The sequence below is a fragment of the Allochromatium warmingii genome (assembly GCF_900107145.1).
Lineage (GTDB): Bacteria > Pseudomonadota > Gammaproteobacteria > Chromatiales > Chromatiaceae > Thermochromatium > Thermochromatium warmingii.
Window position 1 is genome coordinate 1 of record NZ_FNOW01000024.1, and the last position, 25677, is coordinate 25677.

General features: G+C 53.5%; 19 protein-coding genes. 4 read left to right on the forward strand and 15 right to left on the reverse strand.

All coding sequences use genetic code 11. From position 1 onward, the window contains the following. Window positions 1-131: 131 nt before the first annotated feature. Window positions 132-476, forward strand: a complete 345-nt coding sequence (locus tag BLW10_RS08420; RefSeq protein WP_177169027.1) for a putative toxin-antitoxin system toxin component, PIN family — start codon at window positions 132-134, stop codon at window positions 474-476. Between the two features lie 32 nt (window positions 477-508). Continuing rightward, window positions 509-5008, forward strand: a complete 4500-nt coding sequence (locus tag BLW10_RS08425) for a hypothetical protein (RefSeq protein ID WP_091333871.1) — start codon at window positions 509-511, stop codon at window positions 5006-5008. 24 nt (window positions 5009-5032) lie between these two features. Here the strand turns inward: BLW10_RS08425 and BLW10_RS08430 are convergent, their stop codons facing one another. Then, the gene (locus BLW10_RS08430) at window positions 5033-5932 is read right to left on the reverse strand and encodes a PfkB family carbohydrate kinase (protein ID WP_177169028.1); all 900 of its coding nucleotides are present in this window, start codon (window positions 5930-5932) and stop codon (window positions 5033-5035) included. A gap of 221 nt (window positions 5933-6153) precedes the next feature. Here BLW10_RS08430 and prfB point away from each other — a divergent pair. Continuing rightward, a protein-coding gene (gene prfB / locus BLW10_RS08440; protein ID WP_143117042.1) for a peptide chain release factor 2 occupies window positions 6154-7252 on the forward strand; the annotation gives its coding sequence in 2 pieces (ribosomal slippage) (window positions 6154-6228 and window positions 6230-7252; 1098 coding nt in all). 205 nt (window positions 7253-7457) lie between these two features. Beyond that, window positions 7458-8981 carry a lysine--tRNA ligase gene (gene lysS, locus BLW10_RS08445; protein WP_091333874.1) on the forward strand — a complete coding sequence of 508 codons (1524 nt, stop codon included), beginning with the start codon at window positions 7458-7460 and terminating at the stop codon, window positions 8979-8981. Between the two features lie 128 nt (window positions 8982-9109). Here the strand turns inward: lysS and BLW10_RS08450 are convergent, their stop codons facing one another. The 14 genes from BLW10_RS08450 to BLW10_RS08510 form a co-directional block, all read right to left on the reverse strand. Beyond that, the gene (locus tag BLW10_RS08450; protein WP_091333875.1) at window positions 9110-11749 is read right to left on the reverse strand and encodes a glycosyltransferase; all 2640 of its coding nucleotides are present in this window, start codon (window positions 11747-11749) and stop codon (window positions 9110-9112) included. 60 nt (window positions 11750-11809) lie between these two features. Then, entirely contained in the window at window positions 11810-13009 is a 1200-nt protein-coding gene (gene lpxB / locus BLW10_RS08455; RefSeq protein ID WP_091333877.1) for a lipid-A-disaccharide synthase, read from the reverse strand. A 35-nt stretch (window positions 13010-13044) separates the two neighbouring features. Next, entirely contained in the window at window positions 13045-13467 is a 423-nt protein-coding gene (locus BLW10_RS08460) for a PIN domain-containing protein (protein WP_091333879.1), read from the reverse strand. Further along, entirely contained in the window at window positions 13457-13666 is a 210-nt protein-coding gene (locus BLW10_RS08465) for a hypothetical protein (RefSeq protein WP_091333880.1), read from the reverse strand. Before BLW10_RS08465 ends, BLW10_RS08460 begins: the two co-directional genes overlap by 11 nt. Before the next feature lie 40 nt (window positions 13667-13706). Further along, complete coding sequence (lpxA, locus tag BLW10_RS08470) at window positions 13707-14477, reverse strand: acyl-ACP--UDP-N-acetylglucosamine O-acyltransferase (RefSeq protein ID WP_091333882.1); 771 nt, start codon at window positions 14475-14477, stop codon at window positions 13707-13709. Continuing rightward, window positions 14474-14914, reverse strand: a complete 441-nt coding sequence (gene fabZ / locus BLW10_RS08475) for a 3-hydroxyacyl-ACP dehydratase FabZ (protein WP_245709250.1) — start codon at window positions 14912-14914, stop codon at window positions 14474-14476. The genes lpxA and fabZ overlap by 4 nt, the downstream gene beginning before the upstream one ends. Window positions 14915-14949: 35 nt before the next feature. Next, a complete protein-coding gene (gene lpxD / locus BLW10_RS08480; RefSeq protein WP_091333885.1) occupies window positions 14950-16011 on the reverse strand; it encodes a UDP-3-O-(3-hydroxymyristoyl)glucosamine N-acyltransferase in 1062 nt (353 codons plus the stop codon). Window positions 16012-16049: 38 nt separating this feature from the next. After that, window positions 16050-16640 (reverse strand): OmpH/Skp family outer membrane protein, encoded by a 591-nt coding sequence (locus tag BLW10_RS08485; protein WP_091333887.1) that lies wholly within the window; start codon window positions 16638-16640, stop codon window positions 16050-16052. A 23-nt stretch (window positions 16641-16663) separates the two neighbouring features. Beyond that, window positions 16664-18931: an outer membrane protein assembly factor BamA gene (gene bamA / locus BLW10_RS08490; RefSeq protein ID WP_091333936.1), complete on the reverse strand. Its 2268-nt coding sequence runs from the start codon at window positions 18929-18931 to the stop codon at window positions 16664-16666. 142 nt (window positions 18932-19073) lie between these two features. Continuing rightward, window positions 19074-20444 carry an RIP metalloprotease RseP gene (gene rseP, locus BLW10_RS08495; protein ID WP_177169030.1) on the reverse strand — a complete coding sequence of 457 codons (1371 nt, stop codon included), beginning with the start codon at window positions 20442-20444 and terminating at the stop codon, window positions 19074-19076. A gap of 262 nt (window positions 20445-20706) precedes the next feature. Further along, window positions 20707-21750: a GNAT family N-acetyltransferase gene (locus BLW10_RS14270; RefSeq protein ID WP_245709252.1), complete on the reverse strand. Its 1044-nt coding sequence runs from the start codon at window positions 21748-21750 to the stop codon at window positions 20707-20709. Further along, entirely contained in the window at window positions 21710-22906 is a 1197-nt protein-coding gene (locus BLW10_RS14275) for a tRNA(Met) cytidine acetyltransferase TmcA domain-containing protein (RefSeq protein ID WP_245709254.1), read from the reverse strand. Before BLW10_RS14275 ends, BLW10_RS14270 begins: the two co-directional genes overlap by 41 nt. Window positions 22907-22944: 38 nt before the next feature. Further along, window positions 22945-24015: a quinolinate synthase NadA gene (nadA, locus tag BLW10_RS08505; RefSeq protein WP_091333891.1), complete on the reverse strand. Its 1071-nt coding sequence runs from the start codon at window positions 24013-24015 to the stop codon at window positions 22945-22947. Window positions 24016-24044: 29 nt separating this feature from the next. Further along, entirely contained in the window at window positions 24045-25481 is a 1437-nt protein-coding gene (locus BLW10_RS08510; RefSeq protein WP_091333892.1) for a dynamin family protein, read from the reverse strand. Window positions 25482-25677 lie beyond the last annotated feature (196 nt).

Below are 25677 nucleotides of genomic sequence, written 5' to 3' on the forward strand. Positions count from 1 at the left end.
GTGAGTCTCAAGTTTACTTAGCGTCTAGTCGATTGTTGCTTCGCCAAATTTGCAATAATCAAGTTCGCTATAAATTAGCCGCTGGCTAGAAAAAAACTGATTTGCCAGTTTCTAGACAGCCTCTTATTCGTTTGGTTCTCGAAATTGGGCGGCCAATTTTCTCTTCTGAGACATTTTCTGAACTGGAAACACGGCTTTTGAGACCTAAATTTGATCGCTATATCAGTTCTGAGCACCGTCAAAAAATTATCTGTGATTTAAGTGCTTTTGCTGAATGGGTTGAAATTCCGTCACACCTTGTAACTAAAACCTATTGCAGGGATCCCGATGACGATAAGTTCATTCAAACAGCTTTAGCAGCTCAGGTGCCGTGGCTTGTTTCCGGTGATCGTGATTTACTTGATGCACCTGCGTTACCCGAATTACGCATTTTGACGGCTATTGACGCCCTAGAATCTTTACGCATATCGACTTAAATGCTTAAGTATTTTGGAAATGAAATACTAATATGAAAATCGGCGATCTGGTTTGCTTTCATCAGGAGCATTTTTTTGAAGGCGCAGTGCAATTGCGCTGGATTCAAGATCGCCCCGAACAGGCGCAACATGCTGCTTGCGCTTATGTTTTTCATGGGCCGCGCTATCATGGCGCAGGTGAAGCCGAACAGGAAGGCATTAGCGTCAGTCATCGTCTTAAAGATAGCGCCAGCTTTGTTGGCGATTTACTCGACTCTATTCTTTCCGGTCTCGCTGGAGCTGAATGCAATCCCTATTTGCTTGCCGTCGCCGGCTATGGCGCGGGTAAATCGCATTTAGCCACTGCTATCGCTTCTCTGCTCAGTGCGCCCGATTCAGCCATTGCTGCGTCAATTATCGACCAGCTCACCCAAGCTGATGCCGCTATCGGGCAAACAGTCAGTAACAATCTCGCACAATTGGGCCGCCCAGTCTTGGTGCTTGCGCTCGATGGAATGGCGGGTTTTCATCTCGGCAATGCGCTCAGTCAAGCCGTATTTGCGCAATTAGAACGCTACGGCGTCGATGCCGAGGCGATTCGTGCGCTCTCACCGCGTTTTCAGACTGCTGAACAATTCGTCGAGCGGAATCTAACTATTCGCGCTGATGCCTTTGCGCGTCAATTACCCGATTGGACGGCTGAAGCAATTGTCACTGCACTGCGCCAGCAAGATGAAGCGGTTTATACGGCAGTCGATGCGATTTATCGTGATGCGAATGGCGCACCGATTCCGGTGATTGGTCAGGAATCAGCACAGGAATTATTAAATACACTGTGCGAGGTTTATTGCGGGCCGGATGGCGCATTTGCTAGTGTGCTGATTATATTTGATGAATTTGGGCGTTATCTTGAATATGCCGCCGAAAAACCGCAACTCGCGGGTGATTCAGCATTGCAGCAAATTTTTCAGGGTGTGCAGGATAATAGCGGCAAGGTGCGTTTTGTCGGTTTTATTCAATATGAATTAAAAACCTATCTCAAACGCTTTAGCAGCGCCGATCTGCGGCAATTACAACGCTATATCACGCGCTTTGATGCGGCGGATAAATCTTATCTTTCGACGAATCTGGAAACTATTGTTGCGCATTTACTCGGCAAGGATGAAGCGGCCTTAGACGCGCTCTGGCAGCGCACCGGCGCGGATGCTGCACAGACGACAAGTTGGCAGCGGTTGGCGGCGGCGGTGCCCGGATTTGCGAACCATCCGGTTTGGTATGAGCCGCACCGCTTTGCGCAGGTGATCGCTCGCGGCAGTTGGCCGCTGCATCCGCTGGCGACTTGGTTTTTGACGCGCCAGAGCGATGTTGTGCAGTCGCGTTCGGCGCTGACGATCATCAAAGATGTACTTGAGCAGTTTGCCAACCGCGCCGCCGAAGATCAGCGCGGATTGCGGCGCATCAGTGCTGCTGAATTGGTTTTGAACGGGCTGTTAGCGCAGATGATCGCTGCCGAGCGCGAAACCGGTGCCAGCGTGGCCGAGACGTTGCAACTGTTGCTGGAAAAGTTGCAAGCGCATCTCACGCCCGAACAACGCTTGGTGTTGGCTGGAGTCGCGGTGCTGGAAAAACTGCGCATTGCCAAACAGCAGCAATCGCGTATGGATGCGCTACTCGGCGAGGCGACGGCGCTCGACAGCGCGACGCTGCACGCGGCACTTGCGCCGCTGATGCAGGAATTTGGGGTGCTGGAATGGAATCCCGATCTCGGTCACTACGAACTGATCGCCGATGCCACGACGCGGGGTCAGTTTCAGCAGTGGTTGCGGCACCGTCAGGCGCAGTTGACGCCCGACGCGATCCGCAATCTGTTTGTACGCACTATCGCCAAAGCGGGTGGGCTGGGCGAAATTCAGACCGATTTCGGACGCTTGCACGAGGTTGCAACGAATGATTGGTTTTACACGCCGCATTATGCCCAGCGGCATACCATCGAACAGGCGATCAAGACCGCAGCGCAGGACTGGGCGCAGTCGCTGCATCCAAACACGGCCAAAGGCCACATTCTGTATCTGTATCTGTATCCCACAGACGATCTACCGACCAGCGAGGCGCAGATTCAGCAGGCGCTGGCTGCCGAATGCAAGCGCCTGAACCAGCCGCTGCTGCCGTTGTGGGTGGCAGGCATTGAGGATCGTGAGGGTGTGATTGCCGAACATCTCGGACGCCTGCATCTGTTTGACGAATCACTGTCTGCTGAAGAACAGGAACGCCTGCGCCGCTTTATTCCCGAAGCACGCACGCGCAGTCAGCAGGCGCTCAAGAATGCGATCACGACGGCGCTCAAAGAACGTCTGTACTGGATCGCCGGTTTTGACGGCATTCCAGATGGACGCATGAAAGCTGTCGGCGCGGCGATCTTTGCCCGCGTGTATCCGCAACTGCTGCCGTTTCCGTTCGACGGCTTTGCGACCGCCAGCGGTGGCGGAGCGGCGGATGCGGCACAACTGATGCGCAGTTTGATTGCGCGTCAGGTTGACGGCCTCTGGGTGCAGGCGCAACCGAAACGCTTACAGAATCGCGTTCAGGAGCTATTAGTCAAAAGTTGGCGCGTGCTGGCCAGCACTGGCAAGCTGATCGCACCGGAACATTCCGGCATTAACGCGGCGCTCGATGCCTTGCAACAGGTGCATCTGACCCAGCCGACGCACACGCTCTGGTCGTCCTATCAGATGTTGATTGCCCCACCCTATGGCTTGAATAGCGCCTCAGCGGGCGTGCTGCTCGCACTGTTGATCGGCGGTCAGCATCCGCCGCGCCGACTTGAACAGAACGGGGCGCTGATCGCTGCTGCTGATTGGCTCGGCTTGGCGTTTCCGACCCAAAAAGGCAAGCATTCTCTGGAACCAGCGGTGCTCGAACGCACCACATTGCGTTTTTTGTCTGAAGATGCCGAGGGACGATGGCGGGCGCTACTGGAGCGCTGGGAACACGAACAGCATTACGAACGCTTGGTCAAGCTTGCTCAGGACGCCGAGCGGATGCAGCGCGTCGATCCGATCCCGGAAGTGCTCGAAGGCACGTACAGCTATTTGCGCGACCGTTCCGAACAAGCGGCGGTCAAGCTACGCCAATTTAAAACGCAACTTGATGACTGGGAACAGCGCATTGAGCGTGCCGAGCGGCAAAATAACGTCGGTGAGCTGCTGCATTTCGCCAGTCAGCTTCACCAGAAACAGCACGATCTAAGCGATGCCGCCTATTGGCCTGAATCTGCCGTCGCCGCCTGTCAGCAACTGCTCAGTCCGGTGCGCGAGATGATCGCGGCGCGACTGGCCGATTGGATTCCGCGCCAAAGCTGCCACAACGCCATTGATGTCGGCAGCTTTCGGCGTCGGATCGAACAGGCCACCGCCAGCTTGACCGAGCTGGGTTTCACCACTGAAGCACAGGCGTTGGAAGAACAAGCGCGGCGGGCGATCTTTCAGGTCGAGACGCGCCAACATTTCGCCCTGACGCTGGCCGAAAGTGACGATTATCCGCGCCAGCCTGAGCCATCGGACTCGACGCTGGTGCGGGCGCTGCTCGATGACATCGAACAGGGCGAGCGGCTGATTGTCGCCGTCGAGCAGGCACGCGGCACCCTAGATGATGCAGAAATTCAGGCCCGCATCCACGCGATTCGCCAACGTCAACAGCGTCTCCGCACCCAGCTCGACCACCAGCGAGCACAACTCAGCGCCCTCTATGATGCGACCCTTGATTCTGAGGACGCCGTGCGCGATGCCCAAGCACGGGCGCTGCGCTTGCAGCCGTTGTTTATTGACACCCGCGATGCCAGCGAAGTCAGCGCCCTGAACGTGCAGTTAGAGCGCATCCTGAGCGATGTCGCCGCTTGGGATGTCGGTGATTGGGCGGTCGAACGGCTGGAAGATTTGCTTGGGCGTCAGGTCGCGCAGCAACTCGCCGAACTAGCCGCCGATCTCGCCGCCCGCGAGCTTGAACCAAGCTGGGATATGGTGGCGATCTATGCACGACTGCTGCAACAGCGCCTGACCCGCGCCCGTCAGCGTTCTATCGACTGGATCGCGCGGCGTTGGCTCGACGCCGCGCAGATTGCCGAACTAGACGCCGAGACCTGCGCCCGCATGATGCAGGAACTCAGCGCCGCGCCGACCTATCTGGCAGCGGCGGAGCGGGCGCGGCTTGAACCCTTATGCCAAGCGGTTGCAGCGCGGCAGGCTGAACTCGACGCACAGGCACGGCAAGCACGGATTCAGGCTTGGCTTCAGCCATTGCTGGCACTCGCTGGAATTAAGCAGTTCGATTTATCCACTACCGAGCACTGGCTAAAAACAGCACGTCAACCGCCGGATACTTTAGATGCCGAAGAATGCACACTGCTTGCGCCAATTATTGCGGCGCTGACAGCCCATCTTGATAGCATGAGCGTTGCTGACATCATGCAGCGCATTGCACAATTACCACTACTGCGACAACAAGAGCTATTCACAAAACTGACTGCACTGATAACAGCAACCGGATCAAATGATTAAAACATCAATCCATCAATTCATAGATTACATCACCGACTCGGCAGCATTCACCACGCCATCAAATCCCAGATACCCACATTTAAATCCAGCTAAACGCACCGCTCGTGCGACTGTTGTTGCTAGATCCAAACCGCGTAATTGACCATCAATCACTGCTGCATTCAAACAATCGCCCGCGCCCAGCGTATCCAATATCTGATCCGGCTGATACGCTGGCACTGCACCACATTCACCGGCTGCCGTCCAATAATAGGCACCTGCTGCTCCCCAACCGAGCACCAGCCAAGCGGCGGAAGTGCGGGCTGCTAAATTGCGCAAAAAGGCTTCCGGTTGTTTAAAACCCAGTGCCTGCGCATAAGCGCGACTGATTAACAATCCATCCGGCCCATCAAATAACAGCTCTAAATCAGGCCGCGGCTTTTCTAATTCGACTGAGATCTGTGCCGTCGGACATGCAGTGCGCACCCGTGCTAACATTTGCGCGGTTTCGCGTGGTTGTCGTCCCTCAAAATGCACCCAATCGAAATCAGCAAGCGCCACGCTATTAAATGCGGCAGCATCCAATTCAGGCAAATCACGATAATGCACAATTGTGCGACTGCCGCTTGCTTGACTCAAAACAATATAAGAAGTCGGTGTCGTCGTATTTGCACAGCGCGTATCCAGCATTATTGTGATTCCTTGACGCGCTAATTCAGCGCGAATCCAATCGCTTGACACATCATCAGCTAACGTCCCGCACCAGTGACAGTGATGCCCATATTGCGCCAGCATCGCCAAACTATTCGCCGCATTACCACCGCGAGCGCGATAATGCGCCACAGCTCGCACCTCAGCATCTTCCGGCGGATATTCTGCAAGCTGATTAATTATATCAAGCGTTGCAATTCCGACGCCTAATATCCGTTTTCGTGCTCTGGTCATACATTTCTCCGCAATTTATTTAATTAAATTTTAATTGAATTTTAATTAAGTTTAATGAAGCTGACATGCACATTCGCGCACACAAAACCGCGTTGACAGCGATCAAATACGCCAACAGGCGCGATCTGCATTGCTATCTGCGCTGATACAGGCCGATTACAACTAGAAAGACGGCCATCACAGTCGCTATACTGTACCGTTTCATCCGGCGGAAACCCCTTATGCTCGACATCAATCCAATTGCCCATCAAATCGCTGACCTCAAGGGACGTGTTGCCTCCCTTAGGGGGTATCTTTGACTACGCCGAACGCCAAGATCGGCTAACCGAAGTCCTGCGCGAGCTAGAAGACCCGACTATTTGGAACGATCCGAGCCGCGCTCAAGCACTCGGACGCGAACGCGCTACGCTAGAAGCCGTCGTGCTCACCATTGATGAGCTGACGGCGGCGCTGACTGATGCTGATGATTTGCTGGTATTAGCGGCGGAAGAATCCGACGCTGATACCCTGGCATCGCTGGCAGCGGATTTAGAAAAACACGAAGCGCGGGTCGCCGAATTAGAATTTCGGCGCATGTTCGCCGGTGAAATGGATAGCTGCAATGCTTTTGTCGATATTCAAGCCGGATCGGGCGGCACTGAAGCACAGGATTGGGCCGAAATGCTGCTGCGGATGTATTTACGCTGGGGCGAGCGACGCGGCTTTAAAACCGAATTGATGGAAGTCTCACCGGGCGAAGTGGCTGGGATTAAATCGGCGACCATCAAATTTGAAGGCGATTATGTTTTTGGCTGGTTGCGCACCGAAATTGGCGTGCATCGTTTAGTGCGTAAATCGCCCTTTGATTCCGGCAATCGGCGGCATACTTCTTTTGCGTCAGTTTTTGTCTCACCGGAAGTTGATGATTCAGTCGAAATTGAAATCAATCCAGCCGATTTACGAATTGATGTCTATCGCGCCAGCGGTGCCGGTGGTCAACACGTCAATCGTACTGAATCAGCAGTGCGGATCACCCATAATCCGACCAACATTGTTGTGCAATGCCAGAACGACCGTTCACAGCACAAAAATAAAGATCAGGCGATGAAGCAACTTAAATCCAAGCTCTATGAGCTGGAAATGCAAAAGCGTCGCGCCAGTCAACAAGCACTCGAAGAGACAAAATCCGACATCGGTTGGGGCAGTCAAATTCGCTCTTATGTGCTCGATCAATCGCGCATCAAAGATTTGCGCACTGGCGTCGAAATCGCCAACACTCAGAACGTGCTTGACGGCAATCTTGACCCCTTTATTGAGGCCAGCTTAAAAAGCGGGCTGTAATAGCTGGCTATACACGCGATTTTCCCAATCGCTCAGGCACAGCATCCGCGCCCACTCACGCAACTCAAGCGGGCGAGCGCAGATCGCATAGAATGATCGCTCGCCGCATGAACGCATTTCACCTAAAAACTTTGCGTTCTTTGCGTCTTAGCGGTTCAAACCCCCTGAGCGATTCCAAACATTTTAGCTTGTTTCAGGACATTTCATGGAAACCACCCCTAATTCAACCGCAACTGAGGCGCTTGACGAAAACAAGCTGATCGCTCAACGGCGCGAAAAGCTAACACGCTTACGCGAAAACGGCCATGCGTTCCCGAATGATTTTCGCCGTAATGCACTCGCAGCCGAATTATTCGCGCACTATGCTGAGTGCGATGCAGCGGAATTAGAAGCGCGTGCGGTGCGCGTCAAACTTGCTGGTCGCCTAATGACGCGGCGCGTGATGGGTAAAGCCAGTTTTGCGCATATTCAAGATATGTCAGCGCGTCTGCAAATCTTTGTACAGCGCGAGCAATTAGGTGAAGCACTCTATGAATTTTTTAAGCGCGAATTAGATCTCGGCGATATTATCGGCGTCGAAGGTCAGCTTTTTAAAACCAAAACTGGCGAATTATCCGTGCGCTGTGATGGGCTACGGTTATTAACTAAAGCATTGCGCCCGCTGCCAGAGAAATTTCACGGCCTAACCGATATGGAAAGTCGCTATCGGCAGCGGTATCTTGATCTCATTATGAACCCAAGCACACGCGAAACTTTTCGCGTGCGTACCACCATCGTGCAATTTATCCGCGATTATCTCAATCAGCGCGGCTATTTAGAAGTCGAAACACCGATGATGCAGGTGATTCCGGGCGGCGCAGTAGCACGACCCTTTATCACCCATCATAATGCGCTCGATATGCAGTTATTTTTACGCATTGCGCCAGAATTATTTCTCAAGCGCCTCGTCGTCGGTGGCTTGGAAAAAGTGTATGAAATCAATCGCAATTTCCGCAATGAAGGATTATCAACGCGACATAATCCAGAATTTACAATGCTGGAGTTTTATGAAGCCTATGCGGATTATCATGATCTGATGGATTTAACTGAAGATCTACTCCGGCGCATGGCAACGGATATTCTCGGCACCACGCAGATTCATTATCAAGGCGCGACCTATGATTTTGGCCAACCTTTTATGCGGCTGAGTGTACGTGACGCCCTGTTGCAATTTAATCCAAACCTGACAGCGACTGAAGTCGATGACGACGAACGCTTGCGCAGCGTATTAGAGCATCATGGTATCGTCGCAAAGCCGAGCTGGGGTTTAGGGAAACTGCAACTCGAATTGTTTGAACAAACAGTCGAAAGCCAATTACTCAATCCGACATTTATTACCCGCTATCCGACGGAAGTGTCGCCATTAGCGCGGCGCAATGACATCGATCCGAGTGTCACGGATCGCTTTGAATTATTTGTCGGCGGACGTGAAATCGCAAATGGTTTTTCTGAGTTAAATGATGCTGAAGATCAAGCTGAACGCTTTCGGGCGCAAGTCGCGGAAAAAGAAGCTGGCGATCATGAAGCAATGTATTATGATGCCGATTATATCCGCGCTTTAGAGCATGGATTGCCGCCAACGGCTGGCGAAGGAATTGGAATTGATCGTTTAGTGATGCTCTTTACTGACTCGCCTTCTATTCGTGATGTGCTGTTATTTCCGCACATGCGGCCTGAATCGTCAGTGTAAGGCCATAGCTTGAAGGGTTATGCTTAAAAAAACTGGGTGAATAATTCGCAAACAATGCCAATTATATCGCGTTTAGCGAATGACAATCACCCAGCATCACTTACACAACGCTGCTTATTACTTACTACTTACCCCACCCGCGTTACCGGCGACTCAATTCCATTGGCGTGATGACAATCCATTGCTGACATCGGGCCAATCAGTGTCGCCGCTAATTGCGTCCAAGCACTGGTTAGCGATACCAATACCGTCGCTAAATACGGAATTGCTTGCACCGCTAATACCGCTACCCAAATACGCACATCCAGCATAAACGCATCATTGCGTTGCAATACTGCAATGGCCGCACATAAAAACGCCACTGCTAATAACGCCTCTTCGCGAGCATCAGCCAGCGCCCGCAGAATTGCTGGTGCTTGCGCCAATTTTGGCGTGCGGAAAAAGCCAAGCTTTCCGGTTATTAACCCACCAAACATAGCCCGCGCAATGGTGTGCGACAGTGCTAATCCGGCTAATCCAGCAGCTAAACTTTGCCGAACCGTCGCAGTGACTCGCAGCCGATATAAAAACAGACTTTTAGATAATTTGAATAAAAACAATACCAATGGCACTAACGCTACCGTCATATAGGGTGGAGTCACTGTATCCGGCGCGACAATCATCGCTATTGACCAGACTAAGGCGGCAAAATTAAACAGCAAATTAAATCCATCAGCAAACCAGGGCAACCAACCCGCAACAAAATGATAGCGTTGCCCTAATGATAATGAGGTTCGATGCAATCCTAATAATTCGTGCCGATGATGTAATAAAATACGTACCGCACCATAGGCCCAGCGATAACGCTGCTTGCGAAAATCGGCAAACGTATCAGGCATCAATCCCTGACCATAGGTACAGGGAATATAGAGCGCCTTATACCCAGCTTCAAATAGCCGCAAACCTAATTCCGCATCCTCAGTAATACACCATTCAGCCCAACCGCCGACAGCATCCAGCGTCTGTCGCCGAATCATTGTCATGGTGCCATGCTGAATAATCGCATTGCGCTCATTGCGCGTGACCATACCGAGATGAAAAAAGCCGCGATATTCAGCCATACACATAGCTTTGAAAGCATTTTGACTAGCATCACGATAATCTTGCGGCGCTTGCACAATTGCAACTTCAGGATCACTAAATGCCGGAACCAAATGACGTAACCACTGTGGACGTACAATATAATCAGCATCAATAACCGCTACCACCTCAGCACGCGGGTCAGTCTGGCGCAAAGCAAAATTTAATGCTCCAGCTTTATATCCAGCTAATGGATCAACATGAAAAAAGCGGAAGCGATTACCTAATATCGCGCAATAATCGCGCACTGGCTCCCATACAGCGGGATCTTTGGTGTTATTGTCGATGACCAATACTTCAAAATACGGATAATCTAGTGCAGCTAAACCATCGAGTGTTTCTTTTAATAATTCAGGCGGTTCGTTATAGGCTGGAACATGCACCGACACAAAGGGCAATTGCGCATCTGGCACTGAGCGGAGCGGAAAGGGTCGCCGCCACCCTCTAAGCCAAACTGATTCCGCCCATTCATGCGCTTCAGCCATTAACAGCACAATAACGCCGACGCCGCCAATTAGTAAGAGCAGGCCGACAATTACCGTCGCTGGTGTCATATATTGCAGCGTATAATCATAAACAATCCACACAGCCGCTGTCGAAATAGCATAGGTAATCAGGGCTAAAAAGCTTTTACCACGTTTAGAAAGTGTCGAGCTATCCCGATAAAGCAGCGTCAGCAGTAATACGCCAATCACTACTGATAATCCAGCTAATTCACGCCAATGCGGAATACGCACAACGGGTTCAGTGAAATTAAACTTTGGTTGTCGGTCGGCATCAAATACCCCCCAATAGGTTCCGGTCGCGCCTTCGGTTTTTAGCTTCCAGGGCTGGTCGAATGCTTCCATGACATAATAAATATAGTGCTCGGATTCAGCGACATCGAGAAAACGGCGTAAAAATCGCGTCTGATTTGCAGGCGACGTTTCAGCACCGCGATTACGTCGTCCACCGCTTGGCCAACCAACCTCACCAATAACAATTGGTTTATCTGGATAAGCTGCTTTAATTTGATTGTAGCGACTGATAACATAGTCAATTGCTTGATCTAATGGCACGCCCTCCCAGTAAGGTAACAAATGAATCGTAATAAAATCGACGTGCTCAACTAATTGCGGATATTTAAGCCACACATGCCAGGGTTCTGCCGTACTGACCGGTAAATAGGTGAGTTGGCGCACGCGATCCAGCGTATCAATTAATTTAGTGACGGTAATATCTTCGCGTAATAAGGCCTCATTGCCGACCATCACCCGCACAACATTACGATAACCGGCAGCGAGAATTTCACGCAGTCGCATCAGTTCTATTTCATTCGCGGCTGCATTTGGGCCAATCCAAGCGCCGAGGGTTACATTTAAACCATGTTCAGCCGCTAGACGCGGAATTTCACTCAGCGTACTTTCAACAGTATAGGTACGCACGGCATGAGCGCGCCCTTCGAGCAAAGCTAAATCTGCTGCAATATCATCAATTGAAGGAAAGCGTTTTTGACTCGGATCATCATCAGCACGCATAGGCGAAAATGAAAAGCCTTGAATTTGCGTTGGCCACGCCGGCTCATCATTCGGGCGATTGAGAATCCACCAAGCAGCAATCGTCAAGGCGGCAATCAAAAACGGAATAATGATATTGACGGAGCGGTTCATAGATGCGCCTGCGAGTCAAAAAGCAATGAGCGAAGCTGGTATAACAGGTGATGAACGCAATTACACCTTATTCGGCGCGATTAGCTCCAGAATAGTTTGTGCAGCGCGATCTGCTGCTGAACAGCGTAAGGTCGAATGAATTCGCGCATATTCTGCCTGAATAGCAGCGACCCGCTCCGGATCATCAAAATAAGCCAGCAACGCAGCAGCCATCTGTTTCGGCTGTGCGGCGTTTTGTAAAAACTCTGGCGCTAATTGTTGCACGGCAAGCAAATTAGCCAATGCAACGGCTGGTGTTTTAACTAATTTCAGCCGTGTAAATAGCCAATACGTCAAGGGATGCAGCCGATAGGCAACAACCATTGGGCGTTTAAGTAGCAATGTTTCGAGTGTTGCTGTGCCGGAAGCAGTTAATACAACATCTGCCGCTGCAATAACAGTATGACTGCGGCCATCAATTAACGTAATCGGCCAATCAATCGCTTGTCGCTGCCATTCAGCTTCAAATAATGCGCGTAATCGCGCATTCACTAGCGGCACGACGAATTGTAACGCTGGTCGCGCCTGCCGACAGTAGTATGCTGTAGCAATAAAAGGTGCAGCGAGACGCTGCATTTCACTGACACGACTGCCGGGCAGTACAGCGATGGTGGGTGCGTTTGGGTCTAGCCCGAGTTCAATTCGTGCTGCCGCTTGATCAATATGCAGCGGAATTGCATCGGCGAGCGGATGGCCGACATAGGTAGCTGGTACTGCGTGCTGGCGTAAAAAGGTTTCTTCAAATGGAAAGAGACAGAGCAGCCGATCAACTGCACGGCGAAGTGTTTTGACGCGACCAGCACGCCACGCCCACACTGTTGGACTGACTACATGCACGGTTTTAATACCGTGCTTGCGTAATTGATGTTCGAGCGGGAGATTAAAATCCGGCGCATCAATACCGATAAAGACGGCTGGCGGGTGCGTAATAAAATAATCACGTAATTGCCGCCGCCGCCGAAATAATTCAGGTAAATGGGGTAAAACTTCAATCAAGCCCATCACGGATAAGCGTTCTTGATCGAACAATGTTTCACAACCAGCAGCCCGCATGTGCGGCCCAGCAACGCCAATAAAACGAACAGTTGGACAATGTGCGCGAATAGCCTGTGCGAGTGCTGCGCCGAGCAGATCGCCGGATGGTTCATTGGCGACTAGGCCAATCAAGAGCGGTTGATGATGCGGGGGGGAAGGAATAATGGTGGGTGCTTGAGTTGACATCTTAAAACATACGCAACTTTGTTAAATTTGCGCCGTTAGCTAAGATGATTTTTGAACGGATTACAAACAGTCAATTGATCTGCAATGCGTTGTTCATGTTGCAAATCCTCTGAATATAAAATTGCGCATCCTGCTTCTAACGCACTACTAATAATTAGCGAATCCCAGAGTGAAAAACAATATTGATTTTTTAGTGTATATGCTTGGCGAATAACAGGCAACGAAACTAAAGCCAACTCACAATTTTGAATCATTTTTTCAAGACTATTTTGAATCCAAGCATCGGTAACTTTATTTTTGAGCATAGCTGCATAATATTCGTTTAAGACTTGCGTGCTAATAACAAAACGCTGATCTGACTCAACAAGCTTACGTGCAATATCACCTTTTAAGTCACTTGGTGTTTTCAGATGCGCATAAATCCAGATATTCGTATCAATAAACGGATCAGTGCTCATATAAATCTTCTCGTTGAGACAGCAAACGTTCGCTCACTTCAAGCGTTTGATAGCGTGGATGAATTGAATTTGATGATTTTATGGTTTCTTCATCGAGCGGTAGCACAATGACCTCTAAACGACGATGCTGAAGCTCAGGCGGTAAGTCGATGTGTAATTGCGTTGTCGCTGTATCGAAAACTTGGCGAATTGCGTTCATTGTTTTTACCTAATTGCCATTTAACTGTCATTCAAAAAATTCAACGCACCAACCCACGTCCGTCAGCCTGAATAAATTCCAGCAATGGTTGTAATTCTGGCGTTTCCGCTGTCATGCTGGTAATTCGCGCCCGCGCTTCATCAAGTTTAAGTTGTCCGAGATAGAGCGTGCGGTAGGCGCGTTTAATGGCGCGAATCGCTTCCGGGGAAAAGCCCCGCCGCCGCAAGCCTTCGCTATTGATGCCATGCGGTTCGGCAGGATGACCACCAACTGTGACATAAGGCGGGACATCGCGTGTTAGCACTGATCCCATTGCACAAAAGGCATGGGCACCAATCCGACAAAACTGATGGACAATGGTAAAGCCGCCAAGAATTGCCCAATCCTGAATGACAACATGGCCGCCGAGTGATGCGGCATTGGCTAAAATCACCTGATTTCCAATCACGCAATCATGCGCAACATGGGTATAAGCCATGAATAAATTATCATGACCAATGCGCGTTATACCTTCCGCTTGTGCGGTACCGCGATGCAGGGTGACACTTTCGCGGATGTGATTGCGGTCGCCGATGTCTAATCGCGTTGGTTCGCCGCGATATTTTTTATCTTGCGGATCTTCGCCAACCGACGCGAATTGAAAGATGCGATTATCGCACCCGATGCGTAATGGCCCGCGCAAGACAGCGTGTGGGCCAATGCGCGTGCCAGCGTCAATTTGCACCTGTGCGCCGATTACAGCAAATGGGCCGACCTCGACCCGCGAGTCAAGTTCGGCACTCGGATCAATGATCGCGCTCGGATGAATCAAGCGTCGTAATCTCGCGCTGTACACATGATTTCAGCGGTCGCGACGACTTTATCATCGACTCGCGCTTCGCCATCAAATTTCCAAATACCGCGCCGCACTGGGCCAAGTCGCACTTCCATAATCAATTGATCGCCTGGCTCAACGGGGCGCTTAAAACGTGCTTTATCAATGCCGACGAAATAATAAAGCGATTTTTCACCGACCAAATCGGGACGCGAGGCCATCGCTAATAATCCCGTTGCCTGCGCCATGGCTTCGACAATTAATACGCCTGGCATGACTGGACGAACTGGAAAATGACCGGTGAAAAATGGCTCATTAAAGGTCACGTTCTTGAGCGCGATCAGAGACTCATTAACCGTGTAGTCGATGACTTTATCGACTAATAAAAAGGGATAGCGGTGCGGTAATAACCGCAACACCTGATGTATATCCATCGTGCTCACAACGTCCTCCGAACGCGCAGCACGCATCACGGTTCCATCCATTCGGATTCCTCCCGCTCGGGTGTGGCATTCATATTGGCAAGAAGAGTTTCGAGTTGTTTGACGCGGCGCGTCAGCGTATCGAGCTGTTTTAATCGCGCCACATTACGTCGCCAATCCGCGCTTGGCATGGCGGGGATGCCACTGCTGTAGACCCCAGGTTCCTTAAATGAACGGGTGACCATCGTCATACCGGTAAAGTGGACGTTATCACCGATCTCCAGATGCCCGACTACGCCGACGGCACCGGCTAGTGTACAGTAACGCCCGATCTGTGTTGAGCCGGAGATGCCAGTTTTCGCCGCCATCGCCGTATGCTCGCCGACAACCACGTTATGTCCAATCTGAATCAGATTATCGAGCTTGACGCCATGCCCAAGCACTGTGTCGCGCATGGCCCCGCGATCAACGGTCGTGTTCGCGCCGACCTCAACATCATCCCCAAGCACCGCCCGCCCCAACTGCGGAATGCGCACCCAGCGTTCGCCATCTTTGGCAAAGCCAAAACCCGCGCGCCCGATGACCGCGCCGGGATGAATCAGCGCCCGCTCACCGATCTGTGTTCCAGCACAGAGCGTGACGCGGGCCACCAACCGACTGTCGGCCCCAATGCTGACGCCTGCGCCCAGAATGCAGCTCGGCCCGACGAACACCCGTGGCCCGACGCTGGCACCCGCTTCCAGTACACTTAACGGGCCAATCCACGCACTTGGATCAACCTGCGCACTCGGATCGACGACGGCAGATGGATGAATGCCACCGACAACTTCCGGCTCGGGATGCAGTAACTGCGCCGCCTGCGCAAAGGTCAGATACGGGTTCTCGCTGAGAAGCAGCGGCACCGGTGCGCCCGCGGCATCGGACGGCTTGACGATGACGGCTGCCGCACGCGTTGTGGCCAAATAGGGACGATAGGCCGGATCGCCGAGAAAACTCAGGCTGCCGGATTCGGCTTGGTCAAGCTGCGCGACATGGGTCAGCGCAACCTCAGCAGCACCGCGCCAGGGCACCCCCAAGCGGGTGGCGAGTTCAGCAAGACTTATAGACACAACGAAAAATCTCCAAGCCGAATAGTGCGCGGCTATACCTAGCGGGAAGAGGTCGCATCCAAGCGCGGCGCAGTATTCGCAGCAAATTCCCGTTTAAGCCGCTCAATAACTTGCTCGGAAATATCAATGCGGGGATGCGCATAGACTAAACCCTCGCTGAGAATTAGGTCGATCTGTTGTTCTTTAGCTAATTCGACCACGACTTCTTGTACCTGACGGCTGAGGCGGGTGCGTAATTCATTTTGGCGCAAGGCAAAATCATCTTGAAATTCATCTCGCGCATATTTGACTTTGCGCGTGCGACTGCGAATATCATTCTGGAGCCGCTGTAATTCACTTTCGCTCATCAATGAGCCATCGCGTTCGAGTTGACGTTGCAATGCGGCAATTTGTTCCTGCTGTTCGCGTAAATTGCGCTCCCGTTCTTCAATTTCACGCTGGAGCGCATCCCGTGCTGCTTCATATTGCGGTGATTGCTCGACAACGCGATTCGGATCAACAACCGCAATGCGATAAGCTGGGGTTTCGGTTTCAGCCGCTGCAAGCGGCGTGACTGTGATTAGACCAACCAAACCACTGCAACCGCCAAGCAACAGCATCAGAGGTATAAAGCGAGCGTGTGTTTTCATGCTATGACGCAACGCTCCCGAATTTAAAACGTCTGACCGAAGCCGAATTGAAAGACTTGGGTATCATCGCCTTCTTCTTCATTCAGCGGTACCGCAAAACTCAATGACAGCGCACCGACCGGCGACAGCCATGTTAATGATAGACCTGTTGAATAGCGCAGATCGGCAAAGTCAACACCATCTAAATCTAAGCCTGTGACATCATCACTCGACCAGACGCTCCCGAAATCAAAAAAGGCACCGAGACGCAGCGTTTTTTCAAATTCGCCGCCGACTGGAGCTGGAGCAAATAATTCAATACTGCCAGCGAGCTTGAGATTGCCGCCGATGGGATCATCATTGCTGACATCACGCGGCCCTAAACTATTAGCACGCCAGCCGCGCACTGAATGCGGGCCACCGGCATAAAAATTCTCAAAAAATGGCAGATTTTGCGTGTCGCCATAGCCATCGCCATAGCCAAGATTAGCACTCAGCGAAAAGATAAAACGCGAGGTGAGCGGAATATAGAGTTGCTCGTTATAACTGAGCTTATAATATTCCAGATCGCTGCCCGGCAGAGCTAATTCCGCTTGAATGGTACGCAATGCGCCGCGTGTCGGAAACAGCGCCTTGTCGCGGGTATCGCTGGTATAGTTTGCGGTGAGCAGGAAATCATCGAAGGTGGTGCCGTTGTTTTCGATAAACCGCTTTGAAATATCGGATTCGCCCGCCGTAAACTCAGTATATTGATAGCTTAAACCTAATCCAGCGCGGCTGGTATCGGTCATCGGCAAGCCAAAATTCATACTGGCTAGACCAACATTAGTCGAATAATCTGCGCCGACTAGCTCATCGTAATCGGTTTCACGATAGGATAGATTGAAGCCGCGACTGATGCCGTCAACCGTATAATAGGGATTGGTATAGCCGAATTGATAGAGGGTGGTTGAGGAGCTGTTATTAAATGCTGCCGCGACGCGCTTACCACTGCCGAGAAAGTTATTTTGAGTGATGCTGGCATTAAATAAAATGCCGTCCGATTGTGAAAAGCCGATACCCGCAGCAAGATTGCCAGCAGGTTTTTCTTTCACTGTGACATCGACATCAACTTGATCGGCTGACCCGGGCACGGCAGGGGTTTCAATGGTGACATCTTCAAAATAACCCAGCCGCTGCAAGCGTTCACGCGATTTGCGCACTAAATCCGAGGAAAACCACGCAGTTTCAAGCTGCCGCATTTCACGCCGTAAGACTTCATCGCGGGTGCGAGTGTTGCCGTTCATTTCGACGCGCCGCACATAGACGCGCTTGCCGGCATCAACGAAAAAGGTCACTGCGACCTCGTGTTTGTCTTCGTTGATTTCAGGAATGGTATTGACATTGGCGAAGGCATAGCCTTCATCGCCTAATAAATTTGAGATGCGCTCGGCGCTCTCAGTGGTGAGTTTGCGCGAGAATAATTCACCACGTTTGAGATGAATCAGCGGAAAAATTTGCTCGGCGGGCACCGAGGGCGCACCGGCAAGTTTAATATCACTGATTTTGAATGGCTCACCTTCGTCAATCGTGACGGTGACATAAATATCTTTTTTATCGGGGCTAATCGATACTTGCGTCGATTTAATATCAAATTTGATATAGCCGCGATCCAGATAAAATGAGCGCAGGGTTTCTAAATCACCGGCAAGCTTTTGTTTAGAATATTGATCGTTTTTGCTATAAAACGAATTCCACTGTGTCGGGCCAAGCTCGAATAGCTCGCGCAATTCATCAGTGGTAAAATCTTGATTGCCGATGAGATTGATTTGCTTGATGCGTGCCGTCAAGCCTTCGATGACTTCGATATTGATAGCTACGCGATTGCGTTCCAGCGGCGAGACCACCGATTGCACCAAAACGCCATATTTGCCGCGTGCAAAATATTGCTGTTCTAATTCTTGTTCGATGCGGTCGAGCACCGAGCGATTAAATACCCGCCCTTCTTTTAATCCGATGTCAGCTAACGCCGATTCCAACGCTTTGGTTTCAATATCGCGGTTCCCGCTGATTTTGATTTCAGCAATCGCCGGACGCTCACGCACGGCAATGACTAATACACTGCCGTCGCGTTTAATCTGCACATCATCAAAAAATCCGGTTTGATAGAGCGCACGAATTAAACCGCCGGTGGCTTCATCAGCTACGGTATCGCCAACCTGAATGGGGAGATAATTAAAGACGGTGCCCGGAGCGATGCGGCGCAGGCCTTCGACCCGAATATCTGAGACCTGAAAGACCTCAGCGCGGGCGGCTGTCGGCACGCTGAGCATGAGCGTGCCCAACAGGAGCGCGCGCCAAGCGCCGTGGCAGAGTAACTGAGTGTTCACGCGCAAGACGTTTCCCCTGATTGCGGCCAGAACTGCCGGGCGTTCGGCAGGCTTAAGGCGCGGTAGTATAAGGGATGCGCCGCGCTTAACCCAAGAGCCGTGACAGGTCAACGTAAAAGGCAAGCGTCATCAGCGCCGCAAGCAGCAAAAAACCGACCTTTTGCCCCTGAAGCATGGCATTTTCTGATACCGGACTGCCTTTGATCCACTCGATGAGATAAAACATCAGGTGTCCGCCGTCGAGTACCGGAATCGGCAGCAAATTGAGTACGCCGAGGCTGATGCTGACGACGGCGAGAAACTGCATAAAGGCTTCCAGACCATAGCTTGCCGAGCGTCCGGCGGTTTCGGCAATGCTGATTGGGCCGCTCAGATTGTGGATAGACGCCTCGCCAATCAGCATCCGTCCCATCATGCGCAGCATCAGGGCGCTCATCTCATAGGTTTTAGTGAACGCGAGTCCGAGCGACTCGAGCGGGCCATGCTCGATGCGCACCAGATAAGCGGCCATCAGATCATCCCGCGCTTGCACGCCAGCGCCGATGCGCCCCTGCATCTGACCCTCGACTTCAACAGCACGCGGCCTGATCGTCACCTGCTGCACGCCCACGCCCGGGCGCTCGATCTCCAGTAACAGCGGCTGTCCGGCCTGTTGACGCACGCGCTCGACCAGTTCGCGCCACGCGGTAATCGGCTCACCAGCGACCGTGCGCACACGATCCCCGACCTGCAAGCCAGCTTCTGCCGCTGGTTCGCCGGGGAGCACTTCGCCGATCACTGCCGGAATCACCGGACGCTGGGGCGTGACGCCGAGCCGTTCGAGCAATTTGGGTTCTTCGGTCAGTCCGCTCAGGGCTTCGCGTGGGATCAGCCGATCACGCAGGTGTTGATTCGCGTCGCGCACCTGAATGCTGAGATCCTGACCATCCATCGCCGCGACGGTCAGCGCCAGCAACGCCTGTTCCCAACTCGGAGTTAACCGCTCGCCGACAGTCAGTAATTGATCGCCGGGCTGAAAACCCGCTTCAGCGGCGATGGAGGTCGGTTCCACGGTGCCGATCACCGGCTTGAGTCCGGTATCGCCTGCCATGAACACCCCCCAGTAGGCGATGATCGCAAACAGTAGGTTAAACAGCGGGCCAGCGACCACAATCGCCGCCCGCTTCCAGAGCACTTGGCGATTGAAAGCGCGGTCGCGTTCAGCGGCGGGAATCGGCTCGTCGCTTTCGCGCTCATCAAGCATCTTGACGTAACCGCCAAGTGGAATTGCCGCGATCACATATTCGGTTTGATCGGCACCGCGTCGCCAACTCAGCAACGGACGCCCGAAACCAATTGAAAAGCGCAGCACTTTGACGCCGAGCCGTTGTGCGATCCAGAAATGCCCGAACTCGTGTATGGCAATCAGGATCGCAAGGGCGATGAGGAACGAAACAAGAGTAAAAAACATGAGAATAATCAGATCAGCGCACGCTGTTTAAGATGGATGGCTAAGAGATGCGGGACAGTTTGCCGATTCAAAGGATCAGCCGTGAGTGCGGAATTATAAGTGTTCAGCGCAATTGCGGGCGGCTGAAAGCTGAAAACCGGAAGCAACAGTTGACAAGTATCTCAGTAAATAAGAAACTGATGATGTACTGAAGTTTTCAGCTCCAGTACACTCCTCCATCCTCCTTTGGTGGTAATTTTTTGAGCGCGACCCATGAGTCGCGCTTTTTTTATGCACCCGTGCTGGATACCCTGGACACCGCACCCAGTTCTCCGCACAGGCTCCGTACCCGTGCTAACAGCGCCTCGCGTCCTGCCGCCCCATAACGCGGGGCTAAATCAGTCAGCGGCTGCTGCTGCACAATCACCGCCACCAATAGCGCCGCTGCGTCCAATTCGATCCGACCCGCCCGCCAAGCTGCGCCCAACTGCTGCCGCGTGACGGCCGCTAACAGCGGCAAACTGGCGGCTAATGTCCGATAACCGGCGACAAAGGCAGCAAATTCATCGCGCCAATCGTGCGGTAGATCGACCGGCGCATCCGGCGGCACGGCGGCGATCAACAGCGCCGCAAGCTGTGGATCCAGTGTCCGCAATGGCCCAGCCAACCACACCGGCAAAGCGAAGGCTAATCGCTGCTGGGCGTGTCGCAAGAGCTGCGCTCCGGCATCAGACAGCGCCCGTAATACAACTACCGCTTGTTCACCGCTTGCGGCATTGCGGCGCGTACCCATCTGCGCTGGCGCAAAACCGCACGCTTGCCAAATCTGCAACAGCTCGACTGTGGCCCCAAAGCTCGCGCCCAGCAGATCAATGCCGTCAGCGCGGGCGGTGCGCTCCAGTTCGACCAACAAGCGCCGCGCCAATCCGCGCCGTGTCAGCGCCGGATGCACCACCAGCCGCACCACTCGCGCATAACGTAAGCTAGGCGCATCGCGCAATCCAGCATGAGCCGACAGCGTTTGCGGCAGCAGATGGCCACGCGGTCGGCGTTCGCCGCGAAAGATCGCCGCCCGCAACGCCGGATCGTGCATATCCCCTTCGGTAGCAACTAGCAGTGTCGCCACCACCCGTCCAGCACAGCGCATGACCAGTACGCGCACCTCGGGGCCGTCGAGCAGCATCCGCAGATCGAGCGGGCGCGTTTGATAATGCGCCAGCACCAGCAAGCCGAATAGCTCGCGCAAGGTTGCTTCATCGGCGAGCAGCGCATCGCGGTCGAGCCACGCCAGTTCAGGCGCGATCTCGGCAACGGCCAGCCAGCACTGTCGCACTGGATGCCGGTGCCGCATCAAGCAATAGGGCACGATTGACCAACTGTTCGAGCGGATCATCTGCCGCCCAGCGGATCGGCGTTGTCAGGGTCAAGGCCCGCCAATGCGGGGTCAGGCGCTCCAGCGCGGCGCGAAAGCGGATTTCAAACCCGCGTCCGGTGCCCTCGTAACCATGCACGGTGCTGGCAAAAATCAGGCGCGGATAGTGTTCGAGCCAAGCGGTGAGCAATGGGGTCGGAATGCCTGCCGCTTCGTCGATGAATACGAGATCCGCCGCCGTTGCCTGTTCGAGCAGATCCGCCGGTGCGCAGAAGCGCAGGGCGTGTAGTGCCGCTTTCGCCACCGTTGCGCTCAACTGCGCCCGCACAACCGCCTCGGCATGACGATAGAGCGTGGCAACCGCTGCACGACGCGGCGCGGTCACGACCAACTGTCGCGCCCCATTGATAAGCAATTGACCGGCGGCCAGCCCCAGCGCCGCGCTCTTGCCGCGTCCACGATGCGCAGTCAGCACCAGCGGACGACGGGCGCGACCGCGTGCGGTGCTGAGGATCGCGGCGACAGCGGCAGCTTGATCAGCGGTTACAGTCTGAGTGAGATCAGCGACGAGCGGCGCGGGGCGCGGTGTTGGCGTGAGTGCGAGGCTCGCGGGCAGCGGGTCGGCCTGTGCTTGATCACAGCGCCATACAGCGGGGTCAGAGTCGAGCACCTGAATCAGGCGCATCAGAAAGCGTTGGCGCATCTGCGCGGGCGTGAATGGCCAAACGGCGATGCGGTCGGCATGCGGATCGGGGCGCTGGAGCCAATCGACAGGCGGCGGGGTCAGCAGAATCAGCACGCCACCGCCGCGCAGTGCGCCGGTCGCGGCCCCAAAACCATCGGGGTCAAAGCCGCTCCAGCTATCGACGATCAACAGTTCCAAATCCCGCCCCAGCAAACTGAGCGCCCGCTGGAGCGGTTGGCTGGGAATGGTGCTCAAAATTGGGCGGTCAGCGAGACAAACCGGCTCCAGTTGCGGCAGCGCGACGACACAGTGCCGAGCAGCGGCGGCTGTCCAATCCGGCGAGCCACGTAGCCAGAGCGTCAGCCGCTGCTGGCGCAGCGCGGCGGCGGCCTGTGCGTGGCGGAGCCAATGAACAGTCAGTAAATCAGCCAAGCACGCAACTCGCCGTTGATGCGCGAATTGATGACAAATCAGGTCGTTTTAGTGGGACGCCCGATACCGTGCTCACGGGCAAAATCGAGCATCCGTTGAATCGACAGCACAGCGCGATCACGGATCGCCGCATCAATCTGAATCTCTTGATCGCCGCTTATCAGCACCTGTTCGAGATTCTGTAGCGCATTCATCGCCATCCACGGGCAATGGGCGCAACTCTCACAGGTCGCGCCCTCGCCGGCCGTCGGTGCCGGAAGCAACTGTTTTTCGGGAGCAAGCTGACGCATCTTCCAAAAAATCCCGGCATCCGTCGCGACGATAAACGCACGATTCGGTAACTCGGTCACGGCGCGGATCAACTGCGTCGTCGAGCCGACCACATCGGCTTGCGCGACAATCGCATCTGGTGCTTCGGGATGCACCAGCACCGCCGCCTCGGGATGCAGCGCCCGCATCCGTTCGAGCGCGAACGATTTAAACTCTTCATGCACCACACACGCACCGTTCCAAAGCAGCATCTCCGCGCCGGTCACGCGCTGCACATAGCGCCCAAGATGCTTATCCGGTGCCCAGAGGATTTTTTGACCCTGCGCGGCCAGATGCTCAACAACCGGTAGCGCGATGCTTGAAGTCACCACCCAATCGGCCCGCGCCTTGACCGCCGCGCTGGTATTGGCATACACGACAACCGTGTGCTCGGGATGGGCGTCACAAAACGCAGTTAATGCTTCCGCCGGGCAGCCCTCATCGAGCGAACAGGTGGCGCGTAAATCGGGCATCAGCACGCGCTTTTCGGGATTGAGGATTTTGGCCGTCTCGCCCATAAAGCGCACACCGCACACGACTAGCATCTCGGCATCGGTTTCGGTGCCAAATCGCGCCATCTCCAGCGAATCAGCCACTAACCCGCCGGTTTCTTCAGCAAGCGATTGCAGTTCGGGATCCGTGTAATAATGTGCGACCAACACAGCGCGGCGCTCAGTGAGCAACTGCGCGATGCGGGCACGCTGGGCGGCGATCTCGGCGGCACTCTGCGTCGGCCACTGCGGTGGCGCGGGCACGGCAATCGAGCGCGGTGCGAGTTCGGGAGCAGTTAGTTCAATCATGGAATGTGTACCCGTTGTCAGGTCTTGCGTCAGCCACGCGGATTGGTAAACCGCTCGTTGAGCGTCTGAATCGCGCTTTCACAACTCTGCAACACCTCATCGAGCGCCTGGCGCGTCTGGCGTCCCCAACCAAACGGCCGCCCGAGGAAAACCGGACGCCAAAACCGTGTATTGGCTTTGAACGCAGCGATGACCTGGCCGGGCGGGTTGCTTGCCTGAATCTGTTTACGCAGCCACGGAATAACGCTCAATGCGGCTACCTGCCGCACGCTGAAATGCACCAGCAGCGCCAGCGTTAATAGCAGCCCTTCAAAACTTTCCAATCCCCAGGGCAGGCTTTTAATTAACTCTAGCCACTCAGCGTGATAGGTAAAACCCTGCCACTGATGTGCTTGCAGACTCAAAATCATAAAAGCAGTTATTGCACTCAGCGCCAATAAAGCATCTGTGGTCAGTGTCCGCCGCCGCCAACGGCGCATAGCTTCCTGCAATAACGGTACCGAATCACGGCTAAAATCGGTCGCACTTTTGCGCAGTGCGGCAATAATGCGATAAGCGCGTTCAATTTCGACCTGTTCCATACGCCGATAAATATCATTCAGATCTTCGTCGCGCTTCTTTTCAAATCGCTTGCGCTTATGCTCATCGGCAATATGAATTGCCACTTCGGGACAATAAATCGTATAAAACCGTCCGGCAGTTAATCCCGCTTCACCAATCGCCCGCAACCACGCGGCAACCACATCTTCGGGATTATCTTCGCCGGCTGCTGAATCGAGTTGATTGAGAATATAGAGGAATTTACCAGCATCGGGGCGCTTGATCGTATCGGCCACCAAATGCTTGAGCGTATCGCGCATTGCGCCCGGCTCAGGGTGACGCGCATCAAATAACACTAGCACCAAATCCGATAAATCAATCATGTGATCGGCAATGCGCAAGACGCCAGTGCGTTGCGCATCCGCATCAAAGCCGGGCGAATCAATAATAATTTTGCCGCGCAAGCGTTCGCTATTACAGGTTTTTAATTGCAGATAGGTATCAATGCGGCTGCCCTCACCGCCAGCGACTTCATCAATCGCATGTGACATGCGAAAAAAAGGAAAACGCGGATCAGAGTCTAGCGCCACACCGGGCAGGGTATGGCTGATATCTGCCGGACTGTAAACAATAACGGTAAAACGATCATCGACCGCTTGATTTCCAGAACGCTGGAGTTTTTGTCCCAAATAATAATTGATAAAAGTCGATTTACCGGCAGAAAAGGTACCGAGAATTGAAATCAGCGGCCACCAGGGAATTTGCGTCGCAAAAGACTGATTTGGCTGCATCAAGCCCATACGATACGCCACGCGGTCGAGCGCCCGAAAACTCTGCACCGCATTCAGGAGCACCGGATTTTCTTGCTCTAAATGAGATTCAAGCTCGGAGAGACGTTGCTGAAGGGCGTCGGCCGTAGACGTCATCGGGGGTTCCTCGGGGTGGCTTAGGGCTGAGGTTAGGGGGCGCAGGGTCGGGTTTAGCGCGGAAATAGTATACCGGACAGGCGGTGGTGCGGAATGTGCGCGTTTGGTGGCGTCCAGTCGCTAAGCTATCAGAGCGCGTTAATGGCTTCGCGATCACGTTCGCCTTGACGCCAATTCAATCCATCTTGACCACTCC